At 34.9% G+C, this 20,269-nt stretch carries 16 protein-coding genes and 3 tRNA genes; 10 read left to right on the plus strand and 9 right to left on the minus strand.

The genetic code is table 11. The features are described 5' to 3' along the window. Positions 1-165: 165 nt before the first annotated feature. From B7697_RS04680 to htrA, 5 genes are all read right to left on the minus strand, one after another. Complete coding sequence (locus B7697_RS04680; protein WP_000285186.1) at positions 166-360, minus strand: DUF951 domain-containing protein; 195 nt, start codon at positions 358-360, stop codon at positions 166-168. A 64-nt stretch (positions 361-424) separates the two neighbouring features. Further along, the gene (gene dnaN, locus B7697_RS04685) at positions 425-1,561 is read right to left on the minus strand and encodes a DNA polymerase III subunit beta (protein WP_084950574.1); all 1,137 of its coding nucleotides are present in this window, start codon (positions 1,559-1,561) and stop codon (positions 425-427) included. Positions 1,562-1,719: 158 nt separating this feature from the next. After that, entirely contained in the window at positions 1,720-3,081 is a 1,362-nt protein-coding gene (gene dnaA / locus B7697_RS04690) for a chromosomal replication initiator protein DnaA (protein ID WP_084950575.1), read from the minus strand. Positions 3,082-3,293: 212 nt separating this feature from the next. Further along, positions 3,294-4,052 (minus strand): ParB/RepB/Spo0J family partition protein, encoded by a 759-nt coding sequence (locus tag B7697_RS04695; protein WP_084950576.1) that lies wholly within the window; start codon positions 4,050-4,052, stop codon positions 3,294-3,296. A 57-nt stretch (positions 4,053-4,109) separates the two neighbouring features. Next, positions 4,110-5,291: a serine protease HtrA gene (htrA, locus tag B7697_RS04700; protein WP_084950578.1), complete on the minus strand. Its 1,182-nt coding sequence runs from the start codon at positions 5,289-5,291 to the stop codon at positions 4,110-4,112. 183 nt (positions 5,292-5,474) lie between these two features. Between htrA and rlmH the strand changes: the two genes are divergently transcribed. The 7 genes from rlmH (at position 5,475) to B7697_RS04735 (ending at position 8,653) form a co-directional block, all read left to right on the plus strand. Further along, complete coding sequence (rlmH, locus tag B7697_RS04705; RefSeq protein WP_084950579.1) at positions 5,475-5,954, plus strand: 23S rRNA (pseudouridine(1915)-N(3))-methyltransferase RlmH; 480 nt, start codon at positions 5,475-5,477, stop codon at positions 5,952-5,954. A 43-nt stretch (positions 5,955-5,997) separates the two neighbouring features. Further along, positions 5,998-6,071, plus strand: a tRNA-Arg gene (locus B7697_RS04710). 165 nt (positions 6,072-6,236) lie between these two features. Continuing rightward, entirely contained in the window at positions 6,237-6,362 is a 126-nt protein-coding gene (gene comC, locus B7697_RS04715; protein WP_084950581.1) for a competence-stimulating peptide ComC, read from the plus strand. Between the two features lie 20 nt (positions 6,363-6,382). After that, positions 6,383-7,702, plus strand: coding sequence for a competence system sensor histidine kinase ComD (gene comD, locus B7697_RS04720; protein ID WP_084950582.1), 1,320 nt, complete (start codon positions 6,383-6,385; stop codon positions 7,700-7,702). Further along, complete coding sequence (gene comE, locus B7697_RS04725) at positions 7,699-8,451, plus strand: competence system response regulator transcription factor ComE (protein ID WP_084950584.1); 753 nt, start codon at positions 7,699-7,701, stop codon at positions 8,449-8,451. Before comD ends, comE begins: the two co-directional genes overlap by 4 nt. Positions 8,452-8,502: 51 nt before the next feature. Beyond that, a tRNA-Glu gene (locus B7697_RS04730) sits at positions 8,503-8,574 on the plus strand. Positions 8,575-8,579: 5 nt separating this feature from the next. After that, positions 8,580-8,653 (plus strand) — tRNA-Asn (locus B7697_RS04735). A gap of 40 nt (positions 8,654-8,693) precedes the next feature. Here B7697_RS04735 and B7697_RS04740 read toward each other — a convergent pair. After that, positions 8,694-9,236, minus strand: a complete 543-nt coding sequence (locus B7697_RS04740; protein ID WP_033689607.1) for a TetR/AcrR family transcriptional regulator — start codon at positions 9,234-9,236, stop codon at positions 8,694-8,696. Between the two features lie 127 nt (positions 9,237-9,363). On the opposite strand from B7697_RS04740, the gene B7697_RS04745 reads away from it, so the two are divergent. Then, positions 9,364-12,006, plus strand: a complete 2,643-nt coding sequence (locus tag B7697_RS04745; protein ID WP_084950585.1) for a YhgE/Pip domain-containing protein — start codon at positions 9,364-9,366, stop codon at positions 12,004-12,006. Between the two features lie 30 nt (positions 12,007-12,036). On the opposite strand, the gene B7697_RS04750 is transcribed toward B7697_RS04745, so the two are convergent. Next, complete coding sequence (locus B7697_RS04750) at positions 12,037-14,580, minus strand: YfhO family protein (RefSeq protein WP_084950587.1); 2,544 nt, start codon at positions 14,578-14,580, stop codon at positions 12,037-12,039. Positions 14,581-14,638: 58 nt separating this feature from the next. Next, positions 14,639-16,261, minus strand: a complete 1,623-nt coding sequence (locus tag B7697_RS04755) for an ATP-binding cassette domain-containing protein (RefSeq protein WP_000958767.1) — start codon at positions 16,259-16,261, stop codon at positions 14,639-14,641. Positions 16,262-16,466: 205 nt separating this feature from the next. Here B7697_RS04755 and trpS point away from each other — a divergent pair, with 205 nt between their 5' ends. Both trpS and guaB read left to right on the plus strand, forming a co-directional pair. Continuing rightward, positions 16,467-17,492: a tryptophan--tRNA ligase gene (gene trpS, locus B7697_RS04760; RefSeq protein WP_084950589.1), complete on the plus strand. Its 1,026-nt coding sequence runs from the start codon at positions 16,467-16,469 to the stop codon at positions 17,490-17,492. A 151-nt stretch (positions 17,493-17,643) separates the two neighbouring features. After that, entirely contained in the window at positions 17,644-19,122 is a 1,479-nt protein-coding gene (guaB, locus tag B7697_RS04765) for an IMP dehydrogenase (RefSeq protein WP_000073418.1), read from the plus strand. Between the two features lie 55 nt (positions 19,123-19,177). Here guaB and recF read toward each other — a convergent pair whose 3' ends face one another. Continuing rightward, entirely contained in the window at positions 19,178-20,269 is a 1,092-nt protein-coding gene (gene recF, locus B7697_RS04770; protein WP_084950590.1) for a DNA replication/repair protein RecF, read from the minus strand.

The raw sequence follows: 20,269 nt of genomic DNA on the forward strand, positions 1-20,269 counted from the left end.
CAATCCCTAATATTATAACACAAAAAGGGAAAACTTGCTAACCCTCTAACTAAGTGTTCTCATACTCTTCGAAAATCAAATTCAAACCACGTCAACGTCGCCTTGCCGTACTCAAGTACAGCCTGCGGCTAGTTTCCTAGTTTGCTCTTTGATTTTCATTGAGTATCAGTCAATAATTTTATTCATCTTTCGATCAAAATCATAGCGTCCCATCATGACAACATGGTCACAATTACTGCATTTGATTTTGATATCTGCTCCAACACGTGTAATTTCCCAACGATTTGCTTTTTTACCAGTTGACTTGATTGTACAAGCGTGTGGTTTTTTCATCTCAACAAAATTTCCAACTTGATACATACTACTCTCCTTTTCTTTTTTGATTATATCATAAAAGAGGCGAGCTAGGCTCAACCTCTTTCACTTAATTTGTACGAACTGGGGTGATAAGTTGCATGAAGTCCTCTTCAGTATCAGCTGGCACAAGAGTAAATGGACGAACAGCTGAGATAAAGCTAATGGTCACCTTTTCGCTATTTAAAGCCTTGAGGGAATCAATCAAGTAAGTTGGGTTGAAACTAATGGTCAAATCTTCACCAGTCACCTGATCAGTATCGATTTCTTCGTTTACTTTACCAACTTCTGGAGAATGAACATGGGCGCTAACAACCCCATCTTTAATTTCAAGTTTCACAGTACCATTTTGAGTCGCACTTGATAAAAGACGAGCACGCTCCATTGACTGGCGTAAGTTTACCACATCAAAAGTAATAGTAGTGTTAAAGTCTGTTGGAATCAAACGATCTGTATCAGGATAGTTTCCTTCGAGGAGACGAGTGTAGAAGCTAATATTTTCGCTTCTAAAGAGGATTTGATTATTGGAAAAGAAAATCTCCACAGTTTCGATATCATCTGTAAATACCGCTGAAAATTCGCGTAGAGAACGGCTAGGAATGACAACATCAAAATCATCACTATTTTTCTCAAGAGTCAATTTTTTCTGGCTTAGACGATGAGAGTCTGTTGCAACTGTTTTTAGCTCCTTGTGTTGACTCAATACAAAATGAACACCTGTCAAAATTGGACGACTTTCTTGTGTACTTGCTGCAAAAGCTGTTTCATTGATAATTTTCTTGAGTAATTTTGTTTCAAGAACCAAAGGAGTACTTGCTGAAATTTCTTGGATTCGTGGATATTGTTCGCTATCTTTTCCTTTGAGGGTAATTTCTGATTTGCCGCTGGTTAAAACAATTTGATTTTGTTCAATTTCTTTAAAATCAAGAGTCACATCAGGTAGACTAGATACCACATTGATAAAGAAGGAAGCTTCAAGAAGGATCGAACCTAAAGAAGTAATTAACAAACCAGCATCTTCATTTTTTTGAGAAATAAAATTTTCAATTGAAATTTGACCATTTGAACCAATTAAAGTAACACCTTCATTAGTCACGTCAATTTTTACGGTTGATAAAATAGGAATAGCATTTTTAGAACTTATAGCTCTCTTAGTAGTATTTAATGCTTGTAGAAATAAATTTTTATTAATTGAAAAATGAATCATGGATTCTCCTTTATTTATTTTTAGTATTAGAAGGATAATAGTAATAATAGAGTCTGTGAAATCTGTGGAAAACAGGATTTAAACAAGTCATATCAAGTTTTTTGGCTTGTTTAAAAAATGTGGATAAAAAAGATAATAAAGTAAAAGTTATCCACAAGTTATTTAATTTTCTTTTTGATGGATTCAATTTCTAAACGTAAATTATCGTCTTCATCAATCAAAGATTTAATTTTGGCATGGGCATGTATGACTGTTGTGTGATCTTTTCCACCGAATTCCTTCCCAATTTTTGGAAGACTATTATCTGTTAGTTCTCTAGATAAATACATGGCTACTTGACGGGCTAACACAATATTTTGAAGGCGTCTGCTTCCCTTCATTTCTTTGACACTGACACCATAAAAGTTACCAACTTCATTTTGGATTTTATCAATTGGGATGACGAGCATTTGGCTAACATCTTGTTTGCGAGCTCGAATAGCTTCTGCAGCGATATCGATAGTGATATCCTTAATCTTCTTCACTCTGGCAATTAAAGTGATGTCGTTGATTGCTCCTTCAAGTTCTCGAACGTTTGAATCAAATTGGCCAGCTAGGTATTCTAGGGTATCACTTTGGAAATTGTAGTCTAAATGCTCTGTTTTACTTTGTAAAATGGCGATACGTGTTTCAAAGTCAGGTGGTGTGATGTTTTGCGTCAAGCCCCAGCTAAAGCGCGTGACAAGCCTTTCTTCCAGGCCTTCTAGGTGTTTGGGACTACGATCACTAGTCAGAACAATTTGTTTTTGATTGTTATGGAGAACATTGAAAGTATTGAAAAATTCTTCTTGAGTTGCAACTTTTTTTCCACTCAGCGATTGGATATCATCAATTAACAAGAGATCGAGGCTACGGTAGGTTTTTTTGAACTTATCCATTTCACCAAGTCTCAGATGTTCAAGAAAGTCGTTGATAAAGCTTTCAGCAGGGATGTACTTCACACGCGCATCAGGAATATTTTTCAAAATCTCATTCCCAATGGCATTGAGTAAGTGAGTCTTCCCAAGCCCAGGTCCTCCATAGATAAAAAGAGGATTATAGGTCAAGGCCAAATCTTCAGAGACAGCCAAAGCGGCTGATACTGCCCAAACATTTCCATCCCCTTGGATAAAATTGTCAAAGGTATACTTTTCTTTTAATCCAGTATCCGAATAAGGAATAGATGCTAACTTTGGACTGTAGTCATAAAGAGTTGAATTTGGAGCTTCTTCAACTTGTGAGACAGCCGTATCTTGAGGTTTGGTAAAAATATAGTGGGGAGTTATCTCAGCATCATAAATTTCAAATCCAGCAACTACAATAATATCTTTTAGTTGTTTTTCCCAGACCATTTCCATTTCAGATCGTGGTAAAAATATAGTGGCAATATTTTCCTCTACCTTGATGAGTTCAGCTTGAATAGCATAGAAATCATACATGGATCGAGTCAGTCTTTCTTGAGCAAATTCTAATATACGATTCCAAAATTGTTTTTCTTTCAATCCTTTCTCCTCCTTTACTATTTAAAAGTTTAATGCTAGACTTATTTTACCATAGATAGCAAGAATTTTCCACAAGCTGTGAAAAATAATCCACAATGTTATTAAGTTTTATCCACAGGTTGGGGATAAAAGCAGAAACTATTGATTTATTAAGCTTTTTATTGAAAAAAATAGTGGATAACCTTGTGATATAAAAAAATAAAAGAACAGCCTTATTTCAGGCTGTTGATAATTCTACTGTATTCTTCTTGATTTGAGAAAGCAATAATGATTTTTCCGCTATCTTTTTTAGACAGTTTGATTTCTACATCTAATCCGAGTAGTTTTTTTAACTGTTCTTCTTCATTTTGTATGAAATGATTCGTTTTTTGAAGTTTCTTTTGTTTTTTCTCTGTCAGAAGAGCTTCTAACTTCCTTACAGAAATGTCTTCCTCTATAATTCGTTGAAAGAAATAGTCTTGTTGTTCCTTATTCAACCCAACTAGAGAACGCGCGTGGGCTTGTGATAGTTTGCCATTTTCTACTTCTGAGAGGATCTGTTCTGGCAAGGACAGCAAGCGAATAGAGTTGCTGATATAAGGACGAGACTTGCCCATTTTATCTGCAATTTCAGCATGGGTAAATCCTTTCTCTACAAGAGATTCATAGGCGCGTGCTTCTTCTATTGGATTTAAATTTTCTCTTTGCAAATTTTCAATGATGGACTGGACCATCATCTCTTGATCTGAAAGCTGTTTAACAACAGCTGGGATAGACCTTAGACCAGCTAAAAGTGAAGCCCGATAGCGTCTCTCTCCTGCAAGGATTTCATAACCAATAACAGGAGATTGACGAACAATAATCGGTTGAATGACCCCATTTTCTTTGATAGACTGTGCTAGTTCATGTAGTTTTTCTCCATCAAATTCTTTTCGAGGTTGATAGGGATTTTTTTGTATATCCGTGATAGAAATCATTTCAAATTTTTCCATGATTCTACACTAACACATCTTTTCTTTTATGTAAAGCTTTCTTTACATAGATGTCAATTAAGATTCTAAATCACCTGAACTCTTGTCGAGTTTAATAGATGTAGTTTCTTCTTTACCGTTACGATAGTAAGTTATTTTAATGGTATCTCCGATAGAATGATTGTAAAGAGCACTTTGTAAGTCTGTTGATGAAGCAATGTCTTTGTCATCTACTTTTGTAATAACATCGTATTTTTCAAGGTGACCATTGGCAGGCATATTACTTTGCACAGAACGAACAACTACACCAGATGTTACATTGCTTGGAATATTCAGTCTTCTAATATCACTTGTATTAATATTTGAGAGATTGACCATTTGAATTCCCAAAGCTGGACGAGTCACTTTTCCGTTCTTTTCCAACTGTTCAATAATATTGATAGCATCATTTGCAGGGATTGCAAAACCAAGACCTTCTACAGATGTTCCTCCATTTGTGGCAATTTTACTTGAGGTAATTCCGATAACTTGTCCTTGAATATTGATTAGTGGGCCACCAGAGTTACCTGGGTTAATAGCAGTATCAGTTTGGATAGCTTTTGTAGAAATGGCTTGACCATCTTCAGATTTTAAGGACACATTTCGATTAAGACTAGATACAATACCCTGAGTGACAGTATTTGCATATTCAGAACCCAATGGGCTACCAATAGCAATAGCAGTTTCTCCTACGGTTAACTTACTAGAATCACCAAATTCAGCTACTGTTGTCACTTTTTCTGAAGAGATTTTGACGACAGCAATATCAGAGAAAGTGTCAGCTCCGACGATTTCTCCAGGTACTTTAGTTCCATCTGACAAACGAATATCTACTTTGCTGGCACCATTTATAACGTGATTGTTGGTGACAATATAAGCTTCTTTGTCATTCTTTTTATAAATAACTCCAGATCCTTCACTAGAGATTTGCTGAGAATCTGTGTCAGTATCATCATTGCCAAATACGCTATTTTGTCTGTTTGCCGAATAAGTAATAACTGAAACAACAGCATCTTTTACTTTGTTAACAGCCTGTGTTGTTGAATTTTCATTCTTATAGGCAGTCTGTGTAATAGTACTATTGTTGTTAGAGGTACTTACAGTACTTTTTTGAGTTAGTTGGTTTATTGAAAAGCTACCCAAGGCTCCACTAATAAAGCTAATGACGATAACGATTAATAATTGAAACCATTTTTTGTAAAATGTTTTTAGATGTTTCATATTTGCCTCCATTTGTTTGAAATTACTGAAAGTATAAACTGATTAGCTTAATTATAACTTAAACACAAAAGTTTTTCACAGATTGTGGATAACTTTCAAAAATCTGTGGTTTTCTCGGCTAAAATTAACCTTTTATTTTGTGAATAAGATGTGAAAAAATAAAGAATATGTTAGAATAGAGTCATGAAAATTAAAGTTGTAACAGTTGGGAAACTGAAAGAAAAGTATTTAAAAGATGGTATTGCAGAGTATTCAAAACGAATTTCTCGATTTGCTAAGCTTGAAATGATAGAGCTGGCAGATGAAAAAACACCAGATAGGGCTAGTGAGTCAGAAAATCAAAAGATTTTAGAAATAGAAGGTCAGAGAATTTTATCAAAAGTTAGTGACCGTGATTTTGTTATTGTGTTAGCCATTGAAGGGAAAACTTTCTCCTCAGAAGAATTTAGTAAGCAGTTAGAAGAAGCTTCTATAAAAGGATTTTCTACTCTTACATTTATTATTGGAGGGAGTCTGGGATTAGCACAGGATGTAAAAAAGAGAGCCAATCTCTCTGTTAGTTTTGGCCGTTTAACCTTGCCCCATCAGTTAATGAGACTAGTCCTTGTTGAACAAATCTATCGATCTTTTACAATACAGCAGGGCTCGCCCTATCATAAATAGAAAATTGACTTTCAATTGAATTTTTGGTAGAATAGCTGTATTAGGTCTCATAGCTCAGCTGGATAGAGCATTCGCCTTCTAAGCGAACGGTCGCAGGTTCGAATCCTGCTGGGATCAATATAGTAGCAAAGCTGGGAATTTTCCCGGCTTTTTTCTTAAAAAAGTACACTTGGGGAGAAAAAAATGACAGTTGAGAGAATTTTATCTAAAATGAAATTTCATTTTGTATAATGGTTTTTGTAAGTTAGCTTACAAGAAAAAAACATTTTAGGAGATTTTATTATGAAAAACACAGTTAAATTGGAACAGTTTGTAGCCTTGAAGGAAAAAGACTTGCAAAAGATTCAAGGTGGGGATAGTAGGATATCAAAATACCTCCGTGATTTTATTTTCCCAAGAAAAAAGTAATGAAATAAGGGGAAAAAGTAATGAATTTATTTGGATTTGGGATAGTTATTGTTTATTTTTTTATCGTTAGCAAAAGTTATGAACGGATTTGTAAAATAACTAAAAAAGAGCATATAGTTTTTTTATGCTACACAGGTATATCAGTTTTTATACTTGAAGAAGTTGTTAATATGGTATATAGAGGTGGTTTTAGTTTAGTTAAATTTTTATTTCCATTAGTTATATATTTTTATTTAAGAAAATTTAAGATATATGAAACATACAAAGGAATTTTTATTAGTATACTATTATCTTTGTTATATAATGGTACCCATACTTTTATATCTGTAACGTTATCTTCAATTATAGGAGATTATTTAGTATCCCATCATGAAGAAATTTTCTATTTTATAGTTCTATTACTAACTTATTTTTCAATCAAAAAAATTATTACTTATTTCCATTTGGAACTAGCCTATTTTGACAAAGACTACCTCTACCCTTTCTTGAAAAAAGTATTTTTTGCTTTACTATTGCTACATATTGTATCTTTCGTTTCAGATATAGTAAGTACAATTAAACATTTGAATAGTTTTGGAAGTATTTTATCATCTATTGTCTTTATCTCTTTACTTTTGACCTTTTTTGCAATGAATTCGCATAAAGAAAAAATGGAGAAAGAGATTGCTTTGAAGCAGAAGAAATTTGAACAGAAACATTTACAGAATTATACAGATGAAATTGTCGGACTGTATAATGAAATCCGTGGTTTTCGACATGACTATGCCGGGATGCTTGTCAGCATGCAGATGGCAATTGATAGTGGTGATTTACAGGAAATTGACAGAGTTTACAATGAAGTTTTGGTCAAAGCAAATCACAAACTGCGTTCAGATAAGTATACTTACTTTGACTTGAACAACATAGAAGATTCAGCTTTACGAAGTTTGGTTGCTCAGTCAATTGTCTATGCTCGAAATAATGGTGTAGAGTTTACACTGGAAGTAAAAGATAAGATTACCAAGCTCCCAATTGAACTATTGGATTTGGTTCGTATCATGAGTGTTTTATTGAACAATGCTGTAGAAGGATCAGCTGATAGCTATAAAAAACAAATGGAAGTAGCAGTTATTAAGATGGAAACCGAAACAGTTATTGTGATTCAGAATTCATGTAAAATGACGATGACTCCTTCAGGAGATCTATTTGCTTTAGGATTCTCTACTAAGGGAAGAAATCGTGGAGTCGGATTAAGTAATGTGAAAGAACTACTGGATAAGTACAACAATATTATTTTAGAAACAGAGATGGAAGGCAGTACATTTAGACAAATCATTAGGTTTAAGAGGGAATTTGAATGAAAGTTTTAATTTTAGAAGATGTTATTGAACATCAAGTGAGACTAGAGAGAATATTGGATGAAATTTCGAAAGAATCGAATATTCCAATATCATACAAGACAACAGGAAAAGTCCGTGAATTTGAAGAGTATATTGAAAATGATGAAGTAAATCAGCTTTATTTCCTAGATATCGATATTCATGGAATTGAGAAAAAGGGATTTGAAGTGGCTCAGCTCATTCGTCATTACAATCCTTACGCTATTATCGTCTTTATCACCAGTCGATCAGAGTTTGCGACTCTAACATATAAATACCAGGTATCAGCCTTAGATTTTGTTGATAAGGATATCAATGATGAGTTATTTAAGAAGAGGATTGAGCAAAATATCTTCTACACGAAGAGTATGTTACTTGAAAATGAAGATGTGGTAGATTATTTTGACTACAATTACAAGGGAAATGATTTAAAAATTCCTTACCATGATATTCTATATATTGAAACGACAGGAGTCTCTCATAAATTGCGCATTATTGGTAAGAATTTTGCCAAAGAGTTTTACGGTACCATGACAGATATTCAGGAAAAGGACAAACATACTCAGAGATTTTATTCTCCTCATAAGTCATTTTTAGTAAATATAGGCAATATCAGAGAAATTGATCGAAAAAACCTAGAAATTGTTTTCTATGAAGACCATCGTTGTCCTATTTCAAGATTAAAAATTAGAAAATTGAAAGATATTCTAGAGAAAAAAACTCAAAAGTAATTGACAATTAGCAAGAAATTGATATAATGGTTATATCTGCTACAGATAGAAGGTCCGTTGGTCAAGGGGTTAAGACACCGCCTTTTCACGGCGGTAACACGGGTTCGAATCCCGTACGGACTATTTTATCCGCCATAGCTCAGTTGGTAGTAGCGCATGACTGTTAATCATGATGTCGTAGGTTCGAGTCCTACTGGCGGAGTATAGATAAAAGGGAACATAGTGTTGTTCCCTTTTTTGTATCAATTTATATCACCAAGCATCTTCATAAGGAAGTCTGTTATTTCTTGAGGACTTTCTTTTTTTCCATGTGCAATCCAAGTTTGGCAGACACCAAAAAGTGCGTGAGTTAGATAGATGCTACTGTATTCTAATTCAGTGGTATTGAGATTCAGTTGCATAAATCGCTTTTGTAAATCTGTACTGAGCATGATATGAAGTTTATTTCGTAAGAAATTTTGAATTTCTTTAGTCCCGTTTTCAGAAAGAAGGGCAGCCAGAAGTGGTTCTGACTCTAGATATTCAAAGACTTCTAAAATAGCGTCTCTTTTATGATGAGCATGTTTTTGAAAAATATATTCAAATGTATGAAATAGCTTGCTTTGATAGTGCTCAATCATATCATACTTATCTTTATAGTGAGTATAGAAACTGGAACGGCTAATTCCGGCTTTTTCTGCTAACTTGACAGTAGAAATTTGATCAAATGGTTGTTCCATTAGTAATTGTACCATAGCATTTTCAATAGTTCTCTTTGTTTTTAAGCGTTTATTACTTTCTTGCATATTTCCTCCTCATGAACAAATTAGACTATATGTCTAAAAATGGATTTTTTATCTTGTAATTTAGATTTTTTAATGTATAATCTATTATATCAAAATTTTAGACAATATGTTTAAAAAAGGAGAAACTATGTTTAAAGAATGGAAAGCAATTTTTAAAAAACCAACCTTTATTATTGTCATGATAGGGATTTCTCTTATTCCAGCTCTGTACAATATCATATTTTTATCCTCAATGTGGGATCCATATGGGAAATTATCTGACTTACCTGTGGCAGTTGTCAATAATGATAAAGAGGCTTCCTATAATGGTAATACCATGTCTATAGGAAAAGACATGGTGTCCAATTTAAAAGAAAATAAAACCTTGGATTTTCATTTTGTAGATGAAGAAGAAGGTAAGAAGGGTTTAGAAAATGGCGATTACTATATGGTAGTCACTTTGCCAAGTGATTTATCTGAAAAAGCATCTTCTATTTTAACGGATCATCCAGAGCAAATGCAAATCGATTATCAGACTTCAAGTGGTCATAGTTTTATTGCCAGCAAGATGAGTGATTCTGCAATGACACAATTAAAGCAGAATGTTTCTACCAATGTAACCGAGACCTATACCAAAGCTTTATTTAGCAAAATGGTCGATTTAAAGGATGGCATGAGTCAAGCATCTTCTGGTAGTGAAAAACTAACTGATGGAGCGAAGCAGTTAGTGGCAGGAAGTCAAACATTAACTACTAATCTAAACTCTTTAGCAGATTCAAGTTTAACATTTTCAAATGGAACGGAGCAGTTTACTAAAGGATTATCCTCTTATGTCTCTGGTGTTGAACGACTTCATCTTGGCTTAGGGAATTTTAATAGTGGTTTAGTTACATATACTGGTGCAGTGAGTCAATTAGATAGTGGGTTAGGTAAATTATCTTCTAAAAGCCCTGAATTAGTGAGGGGAATTAATCAATTATATACTGGTGTAGAATCCTATACTGGCGGTGTTTCTCAGCTCAATGCTGGTCTGAATCAATTTTCATCTGGTGTTAGTGCCTATACAAATGGAGTGGGAAATCTTGCAACAGGTACTAATCAATTATCTAATCAATCAGCTACACTTCGAATGGGTGTGGAGCAATTAAGTGAAGGCATTCAACAACTTTCTAGCAAGTTAGAGGCTTCGTCTGAGCAAAAAAATCAAATTAATCAATTATCTTCTGGTCTGAATCAGTTAAATCAAGCTATTCAAAATATTGATGTTGGTGATACAAAACAATTAGATTCTGTTTTATCAAGTATAGTATCTCTTTCTAATCAAATGTTAGCAAGTGCTCAGTCTGATAAAGCGACTACATTAGCTAATATTCAATCGACAGCAGCTTATCAATCTTTGACAAGTGAGCAACAAGCTGAAATAAGTGCTTCTGTATCTCAAAATTCGACTGATAGTATTCAATCGGCTCAGTCCATTGTAGCTTTAGCTCAAGGTTTACAGGGAAGTTTAGAAAACTTACAAAATCAATCTTCTAATCTTTCGACATTAAAAAATCAAGCTAATCAAGTATTACCGCTTGCTTCTACTTCTTTGACAGGATTGTCAAGTGGATTAACAGAAATACAAGGAGCTGTTACTAGCCAATTAGTTCCTGCCAGTCAGTCTATTACATCAGGTGTAAATGCATATACTGCAGGTGTTGATAAAGTTTCTCAAGGCGCAAGTCAACTAAGTGAAAAAAATTCTACCTTGACAGGTAGTTTGGACCAACTAGTTTCAGGGTCAACTACCTTGACACAAAAATCTTCTAGCTTGACAGCAGGAGTTGGTCAATTAGTTGAAAAAACTCCAGAATTAGTATCTGGTATTGAAAAATTATCAACTGGATCCAATCAATTGAATCAAAAGAGTCAAGAATTAATGGCAGGAGTTGATAAATTGCAGTTAGGTTCAGGCCAATTAGCTGATAAATCCAGTCAGTTACTTTCAGGTGCGTCTCAATTAGAGAATGGGGCTGATAAATTGGCAGATGGGTCTGGGAAACTAGCAGAAGGTGGAACAAAGTTAACTTCTGGCTTGGAAGGTTTACAGACAGGAGTTGCTTCTTTAGGACAAGGATTGAGTAATGCCAGTGATCAACTCAAATCAGCATCTACGGAATCTAAAAATGCAGAGATTTTATCAAATCCTCTCAGTCTTTCCAAAACAGACAATGATCAAGTTCCTGTAAATGGAGTTGCAATGGCTCCTTATATGATATCAGTTGCTCTCTTTGTTGCAGCAATATCAACGAATATGATCTTTGCGAAGTTACCTTCAGGACGTCATCCGGAGAGCCGCTGGGCTTGGTTGAAATCTCGAGCTGAAATAAATGGTATTATAGCTGTTTTAGCAGGAATTTTGGTATATGGAGGAGTTCATCTTATTGGTCTAACTGCTAATCATGAAATGAGAACATTTATTCTCATCATCTTAACAAGTTTAGTATTCATGTCTATGGTTACAGCTTTAACAACATGGAATAACCGTATAGGAGCTTTCTTCTCTCTTATTTTGCTTCTATTACAGTTGGCATCAAGTGCAGGTACTTATCCACTTGCTTTGACAAATGATTTCTTTAGAGCTATTAATCCTTGGTTACCAATGAGTTATTCAGTTTCGGGATTACGACAAACAATCTCTATGACAGGAAATATTCATCATCAAGTCATTTTCCTTGCCGAGATACTAGCTCTATTTATTGGTTTAGGTATGCTAGCCTATCAACCTAAGAAAATGGAAGAAGATTAAAAAAATCGACCGATTAACTGGTCGATTTTTTTATGCCTTAGATGACTTTCGTCTGTGATGATAGATTCCAAATAGTAAGAGAGAAGTAAAGGAACAGATGGCTCCAGTAATAAACCCATTGGGAATGAAGGAAAGTGTAATAGTTCCTTTCCCCTTTGGAACGTCAACTTTCATAAAGCCAGTTTGAGCTTGTTTAATTTCTATTTTCTTACCATCTTGGTAGGCAGACCAACCTTTGTCATAAGGAATGGTGAAGAAAATAGACGTATCTTGTTGGACATCATATGTAGCAAAAACCTTGTTTTTAGAAGTCGATACTGTTACTGGTTGTTCTTTAATTTTTTGAATTGCCTCAGTTAAAGTTTGGGTATCTAAACGGTAGAAGGTAGGAGATTCAAATGATACTTGTGAATTTCCAGGGAAACTAACATGAATATTGAAAGTTTTTTTCTCTTTTGCATATCCTAGATTAAAGAAGGAGAAGGCATTATCAGTTGTAAAAGTTTTCTTTTCCCCATTGACAAGAATGTCAACCTTCTTTTGTTTATCATTAGAAAAGTGAAGGTTTGTGAAAGAAAGATAAACTTGGCTGTTTTCTGGTACTTCAATTTGATACTGGATTGCTGCATCCTCATTCGAAGAACTTGTAACATTAATCAAATCATCAGTATTTTCTGTTTTGTCATAAGGGATTGGAGAAAAATAATCAAAATCGACGTTAGCAAGTTGATTTAAAAACGAGGCTTGATTATCCAAAGTGTGTTCATTGAATTTGACATCATTGTAAACAGATTGACTAGCAAAGGCAATCGGAAGAGAGAATTGATTTTCATATAGGGTAAGATTATCTTTTTGATATACATCTTGGAAACCATACTTATCAATAGGATTTTCTGAGATATTGTATTGGATACCAAATAAACTATCAGACAAAATGCTATTATTGGCATAACGGAGATTGAGATTGGTCCCAGAGGATTTAAACCCAAGCTTATCCAAAGTAGAGCTTGCTGAACGATTTCGAACAGATGAAAATTGAGAGATTCCATTGTAGTTGAATTTCATACTGTCATTTCCTGTCTGAGTCTCTAGTTTCTCAGTACGAGTAAATTGATTTCCAATATATGTTGAGAAAGATTCCATAGCTGGGATATCTCGATTATAAGCACTTCGAGAAGCAAATCCCCATTCCTTAGCAATTCCGTCCATTTGAGATGAAGCATTTAAGCTCATTTCAACCATTATAAATAAAGAGATTAGAACAGCAAATAGATTTACAGAAATAAACTTTTTGATAACTGCAAGGAGTAAAAGAGAATAGACAACTAAAAATTCAAGAGTAAGTAGAATATTCAAACCTGTTAAAAAAGAATAATGCGATTTTAGATAGATGGTAGCTAAAAATCCTGTTACAACAAGAAAAATCGAAGCTAAAAAATTCCAGACTTTAATTTCTTTCAGACGATTTAAGACTTCTGCTGCTGTGTAAATTAACAAGGTAGAGAAAATCCAAGCATAGCGATGTAAAAACATATTTGGAGTATGCATACCTTGCCAAAATAAATCAAGTATTTCTATATAAAAGCTTGCAATTAGAGATGCAAAGAAAATTGCATAGATAAGTTTCACGTGAAACTTAATAGATTTCATCGTAAAAAATAAAATGGTTAAAATAAAGGGAAGCAGTCCAACAAAAATCATTGGTATAGATCCATATTTAGTTGTATCAAAAGATCCAATGAATTGTTTTGCGAAAATATCTAAATACCAGCTACTGTCTGTTTTTAATTTTGTGATGGCAGTTAACTTCTCCCCATGAGTTTGTAAATCAAACAATGTAGGAAGAGTCATAATCAAACTGGCCATTCCTGCTAAAAAGGAAGTAACAATAAAATCAAGAAAAGATGATTTTCGATTTTTAAAGTCCCAAGAAATTTGGCAGGGATACCAGAAAATAAGAAACAATGCTGTCATATATCCAAAATAATAGTTTTGAATAAACAAGATTGACAGACTTGTAAAGTATAGTAGACGCTTCTTTTGTGTTATAAGTATATGTAAGCCAGTTATAACTAAAGGAATCAAGATAAAAACATCTAACCAAGTTTTTATCTCTAGTTGACTAACAGAGAAACTCATCAGAGCATAGGAAGTAGATAAAGCTAGTTTTAAAGCCTTAGGAATCGATTGAAATAATTTATTTAAACTAAAGTAAGTTGACAGTCCAATCAATCCAAATTTTAAGAGAGTTGTCAGATAGACAGCATCTGGCATATTCGACAGATTAAAAAAGTAAACTAGAGGTGAAAGGAAACTTCCCAAGTAATAACTAGATAGGGCATAGAAATTTAATCCGAGGCCACTTGTAAAGGTGTAAAACAGACTACCATTTCCATTCAGGATATTTCGTAAAGTTACATCAAAAATAACGTATTGATGAAACCCATCTCCTAATAGTGGAGATGTCTCGCTGTTCCAGTAGATACCTTGAGATAGATATACTCCTGTCATAATCAATAAGGGAATGATGAAAGAAACAAAATAGGTCCAATATGTTTTAAAAAATAATTTCATGTTACCTCATAAAATGTTAGAAAACTCAGCTGGTTAATCCAACTGAGTTTTGAAGTTTTTAGTCTTTCCAAAGTTCTTTTACTTTTGCTTGTACTTCTGCATTTTCTAGGAATTCATCATAGGTTTCATCGATACGGTCAATGACGCCATTTTTGGACAAGACAATGATATGGTTAGCTAGAGTTTGAATAAACTCGTGGTCATGGCTGGCAAAGATGATTGATTCTTTGAAGTTTTTCAATCCATCGTTCAAGCTTGAGATAGATTCCAAGTCCAAGTGATTGGTTGGATCATCAAGTACAAGGACATTTGATTTCAAGAGCATGAGTTTTGAAAGCATGACGCGCACTTTTTCTCCCCCTGACAAAACGTTTACAGGTTTGTTAACTTCATCTCCAGAGAAGAGCATACGGCCGAGGAAGCCACGTAGGAAAGTATTGTCATCTTCTTCTTTACTTGCGAATTGACGTAACCAGTCAAGGATTGACTCTCCTCCTGCAAAATCTGCCGAGTTATCTTTTGGCAAGTAAGAACGGCTAGTAGTTACTCCCCACTTGACAGTTCCTTCATAGTCAATGTCCCCCATGATTGCACGAATTAATGCAGTCGTTTGGATGTCATTTTGTCCAATTAGCGCTGTCTTATCACCTGGACGTAAGATAAAGCTGATATTATCTAAAATAGTCTCACCATCAATCTTTACAGATAGATTTTCTACTGTCAAGAGATCATTACCGATTTCACGTTCCGCTTTAAAGTTGATAAATGGATATTTACGACTAGATGGCACAATTTCTTCAAGTTCAATTTTATCAAGCATTTTCTTACGTGATGTTGCTTGCCTTGATTTAGAAGCATTGGCAGAGAAACGAGCAACGAATTCTTGCAATTGCTTAATCTTTTCTTCTGCTTTGGCATTACGGTCTGCTAGCAATTTAGCAGCGAGTTCAGAAGATTCCTTCCAGAAGTCATAGTTTCCGACATAGAGTTTGATTTTTCCAAAGTCAAGGTCGGCCATGTGAGTACATACTTTGTTCAAGAAGTGACGGTCGTGGGATACTACGATAACGGTGTTATCAAAATCAATCAAGAAGTCTTCTAACCAAGTAATCGATTGGATATCCAAACCGTTGGTTGGCTCGTCCAAAAGAAGAACATCTGGTTTACCAAAAAGTGCTTTGGCTAGGAGAACTTTTACTTTTTCACCGTTGGCCAATTCGCTCATGTTTTGATAGTGCAATTCTTCTGGAATGTTTAGGTTTTGAAGTAGTTGAGAGGCTTCACTCTCTGCTTCCCAACCTCCAAGCTCGGCAAACTCTCCTTCGAGTTCGGCAGCACGGACGCCATCCTCATCTGAGAAATCTTCCTTCATGTAGATAGCATCTTTCTCCTTCATGATGCTATAAAGTTTTTCATTTCCCATAATAACGACATCAATGGCACGTTCATCTTCATAGTCAAAGTGATTTTGACGAAGAACAGAGAGACGTTCATCTGGACCAAGAGAGATATGACCAGTAGTAGGTTCGATATCTCCAGCTAAAATTTTTAAAAAGGTTGATTTTCCGGCACCATTAGCACCGATTAATCCGTAAGTATTTCCTTCTGTAAATTTGATATTGACATCATCAAAAAGTTTGCGATCACTAAAACGTAGTGAAACATCAGATACTGTAAGCAATATTTTTCTCCTATATGTGTAATATATTTATTCTACTAGAAAATACAGAAATATTCAAATTTTTATTTGTCAATTTTGTGTAAACTATATTTACAGTATCCTTTACACAAATCCGTAAATGACAAGACTGATTTATTTTGATAAATTTCGGTTATTTCATTAAAAAAATGCTATAATTGAAGGGACCATATCGAAGGAGAATAAAATGACTAAACCCATTATTTTAACAGGAGACCGTCCAACAGGAAAATTGCATATTGGACATTATGTTGGCAGTCTCAAAAATCGAGTATTATTACAGGAAGAAGATAAGTATGATATGTTTGTGTTCTTGGCTGACCAACAAGCTTTGACAGATCATGCCAAAGATCCTCAAACAATTGTAGAGTCTATTGGAAATGTGGCTTTGGATTATCTTGCAGTTGGATTGGATCCAAGTAAATCAACTATCTTTATTCAAAGTCAGATTCCAGAGTTGGCTGAACTATCTATGTACTATATGAATCTAGTTTCATTAGCTCGTTTGGAGCGTAATCCAACTGTCAAGACAGAGATTGCTCAGAAAGGATTTGGAGAAAGTATTCCGACAGGATTCTTGGTCTATCCAATTGCTCAAGCAGCTGACATCACAGCTTTTAAGGCTAATTATGTTCCTGTTGGGACAGATCAGAAACCAATGATTGAGCAAACTCGTGAAATTGTTCGTTCGTTTAACAATGCATATAACTGTGATGTCTTAATAGAGCCAGAAGGTATTTATCCAGAAAATGAGAGAGCAGGGCGTTTACCTGGTTTAGATGGAAATGCTAAAATGTCTAAATCCCTTAATAACGGTATTTATTTAGCTGATGATGCGGATACTTTGCGTAAAAAAGTAATGAGTATGTATACAGATCCAGATCATATCCGTGTTGAGGATCCAGGTAAGATTGAAGGAAATATGGTTTTCCATTATCTAGATGTTTTTGGTCGTCCAGAAGATGCTCAAGAAATTGCTGATATGAAAGAACATTATCAACGAGGTGGTCTTGGTGATGTGAAGACCAAGCGTTATCTACTTGAAATATTAGAACGTGAACTTGGTCCTATTCGTGAGCGCCGTATCGAATTTGCTAAGGATATGGGAGAAGTTTATAATATGCTTCAAAAAGGTAGTGAAAGAGCGCGTGAAGTTGCGGGTCAAACTCTATCTGAGGTTAAAGGGGCAATGGGACTTCATTACTTTAACTAAGTTTATTTTACAAGAAACTATCATTTCTAACTCAAAGAAAAGATAGTTTTTTATTTACCCCTGTAATATTTGACAAATTTTTATAGAATGGTATGATAGATACAATATAAAAAGAGTCAAGCTCAAAAAGAAAGAAAAGAGGAAACTTCGAATGTCTAATTGGGACACTAAATTTTTGAAAAAAGGTTTTACCTTCGATGATGTATTGCTTATTCCAGCTGAAAGTCATGTATTGCCTAATGATGCAGATTTAACAACTAAATTGGCAGATAATTTGACTTTAAATATCCCAATTATTACCGCTGCTATGGACACAGTTACAGAGAGTCAAATGGCCATTGCTATTGCTCGTGCAGGTGGTCTCGGAGTTATCCATAAAAACATGTCAATTGCTCAACAAGCAGACGAGGTTCGCAAGGTAAAACGTTCTGAAAATGGAGTTATTATTGATCCGTTCTTCTTGACGCCTGAACATACAATCGCTGAAGCTGATGAGCTTATGGGACGTTACCGTATTAGTGGTGTTCCAGTTGTTGAAACACTTGAAAATCGTAAATTAGTTGGTATTTTGACAAATCGAGATCTTCGTTTTATTTCAGATTATAACCAACCAATTTCAAATCATATGACTAGTGAAAATCTTGTGACTGCTCCTGTGGGTACAGATCTTGCAACGGCTGAAAGCATTCTTCAAGAACACCGTATTGAAAAACTTCCGTTGGTAGATGAAGAAGGCCGTCTTTCTGGTTTGATTACTATTAAAGATATTGAAAAAGTTATTGAGTTTCCAAATGCGGCTAAAGATGAGTTTGGTCGTCTTCTAGTTGCAGGTGCAGTAGGTGTTACTTCAGATACATTTGAACGTGCAGAGGCTCTTTTTGAGGCAGGAGCGGATGCGATTGTTATTGATACTGCGCATGGTCATTCTGCAGGTGTCTTGCGTAAAATTGCTGAGATTCGTGCTCATTTCCCAGACCGTACTTTGATTGCTGGAAATATTGCTACTGCTGAAGGTGCACGTGCTCTTTATGAAGCAGGTGTAGACGTTGTCAAGGTTGGTATTGGACCAGGTTCTATCTGTACTACTCGTGTTATTGCTGGTGTTGGTGTTCCGCAAGTAACGGCTATCTACGATGCTGCAGCCGTTGCGCGTGAATATGGAAAAACGATCATTGCTGACGGTGGAATCAAGTATTCTGGAGATATTGTAAAAGCCCTTGCTGCAGGTGGAAATGCAGTTATGCTTGGATCAATGTTTGCTGGCACTGATGAAGCTCCAGGTGAAACTGAAATCTTCCAAGGACGTAAATTCAAGACATACCGTGGTATGGGTTCAATCGCAGCAATGAAGAAAGGTTCAAGCGATCGTTACTTCCAAGGTTCTGTCAATGAAGCAAATAAACTTGTTCCAGAAGGAATTGAAGGTCGTGTTGCTTATAAAGGAGCGGCAGCTGATATCGTCTTCCAAATGATTGGTGGTATTCGCTCTGGTATGGGTTACTGTGGTGCAGCTAACCTTAAAGAGTTACATGACAATGCTCAATTTATTGAAATGTCTGGTGCTGGTTTGAAAGAAAGCCATCCTCATGATGTACAAATTACTAATGAGGCACCAAATTATTCTATGTAAAAGAAATAAAGAGAACTCCCGTGAAAACAGGAGTTCTTTTACAATGTTGTCAATCTTAGTTTACAACAACTTTACCACCCTGAATAGTGAAGATACTTAGATTTTCTGGTAGATTTTGAAGATGGTCTAAGCTTGTTGTTGTGATAAAGGTTTGGATTGAATGAGAAATCGTTTCTAATAATTTTAGTTGTCTAGTGTTGTCAAGCTCACTCATAACATCGTCAAGCAGTAATATTGGAGATTCTGTAGTAATGCTTTCCATTAATTCTATTTCTGCTAATTTTATCGATAGGACGAGACTACGATGTTGACCTTGACTTCCAAAACTAGCATCCATCCCATTTATATAAAAAGAAATATCATCTCGATGAGGACCAACACCAGTATTCTTTTTAAATAAATCTCTGGACCTACTTTTTTCTAAAGCAATTTTGAATGCTTCTGACAAGTCTTCTTTGTCAGTTATCTTGACAGAAGATTGATAGGATATTGACAGATCTTCAATCTGATTAGAAAGTTCAAAATGTTTCTTACGCCCAAAATGCTCTAGTTTTTTTATGAAATCTAAGCGGTGATTCATTACACGACATCCATAATCGACTAGCTGGTCATCTAGTACTGAAAGAAAGGTTTCATCTATTATTTGAGCTGATTTTAGATAGGTATTTCTTTGCTTAAGAATATGGTTATAATTGGTTAAATCTGATAAATAGATTGGCTTAATTTGCCCAAGCTCCATATCAATAAATTTTCGTCGAACCGAAGGTGCTCCTTTAATTAGTTGTAAATCTTCGGGAGCAAATAAGACAACATTCATGTGTCCTACATAATCTGAAAGTCGTGCCTGTTTTAAGTGATTAACTTTTGTCACACGTCCTTTTTGTGTTAGTTCAATTTCGAGAGGAATGGATCCCGTTTTTTTCTGAACAAGACCTGAAAGATGGAGTTGTTCTTCATCAAAATGAATGAGATTTTTATCTGTTCGAGTTCGATGACTACGTGTTAAGGCTAAAAAATAGATAGCCTCTAACATATTTGTTTTTCCTTGTGCATTGCGTCCTAAAAAGACATTTAATTTAGGATTAAAGTCTATTTTCGTCTCTTTATAGTTACGAAAAGTTTTGAGAGATAGGTGTTGTAACCACAT

The sequence above is a fragment of the Streptococcus mitis genome, from assembly GCF_002096895.1.
Classification (GTDB): Bacteria; Bacillota; Bacilli; order Lactobacillales; family Streptococcaceae; genus Streptococcus; species Streptococcus mitis_AH.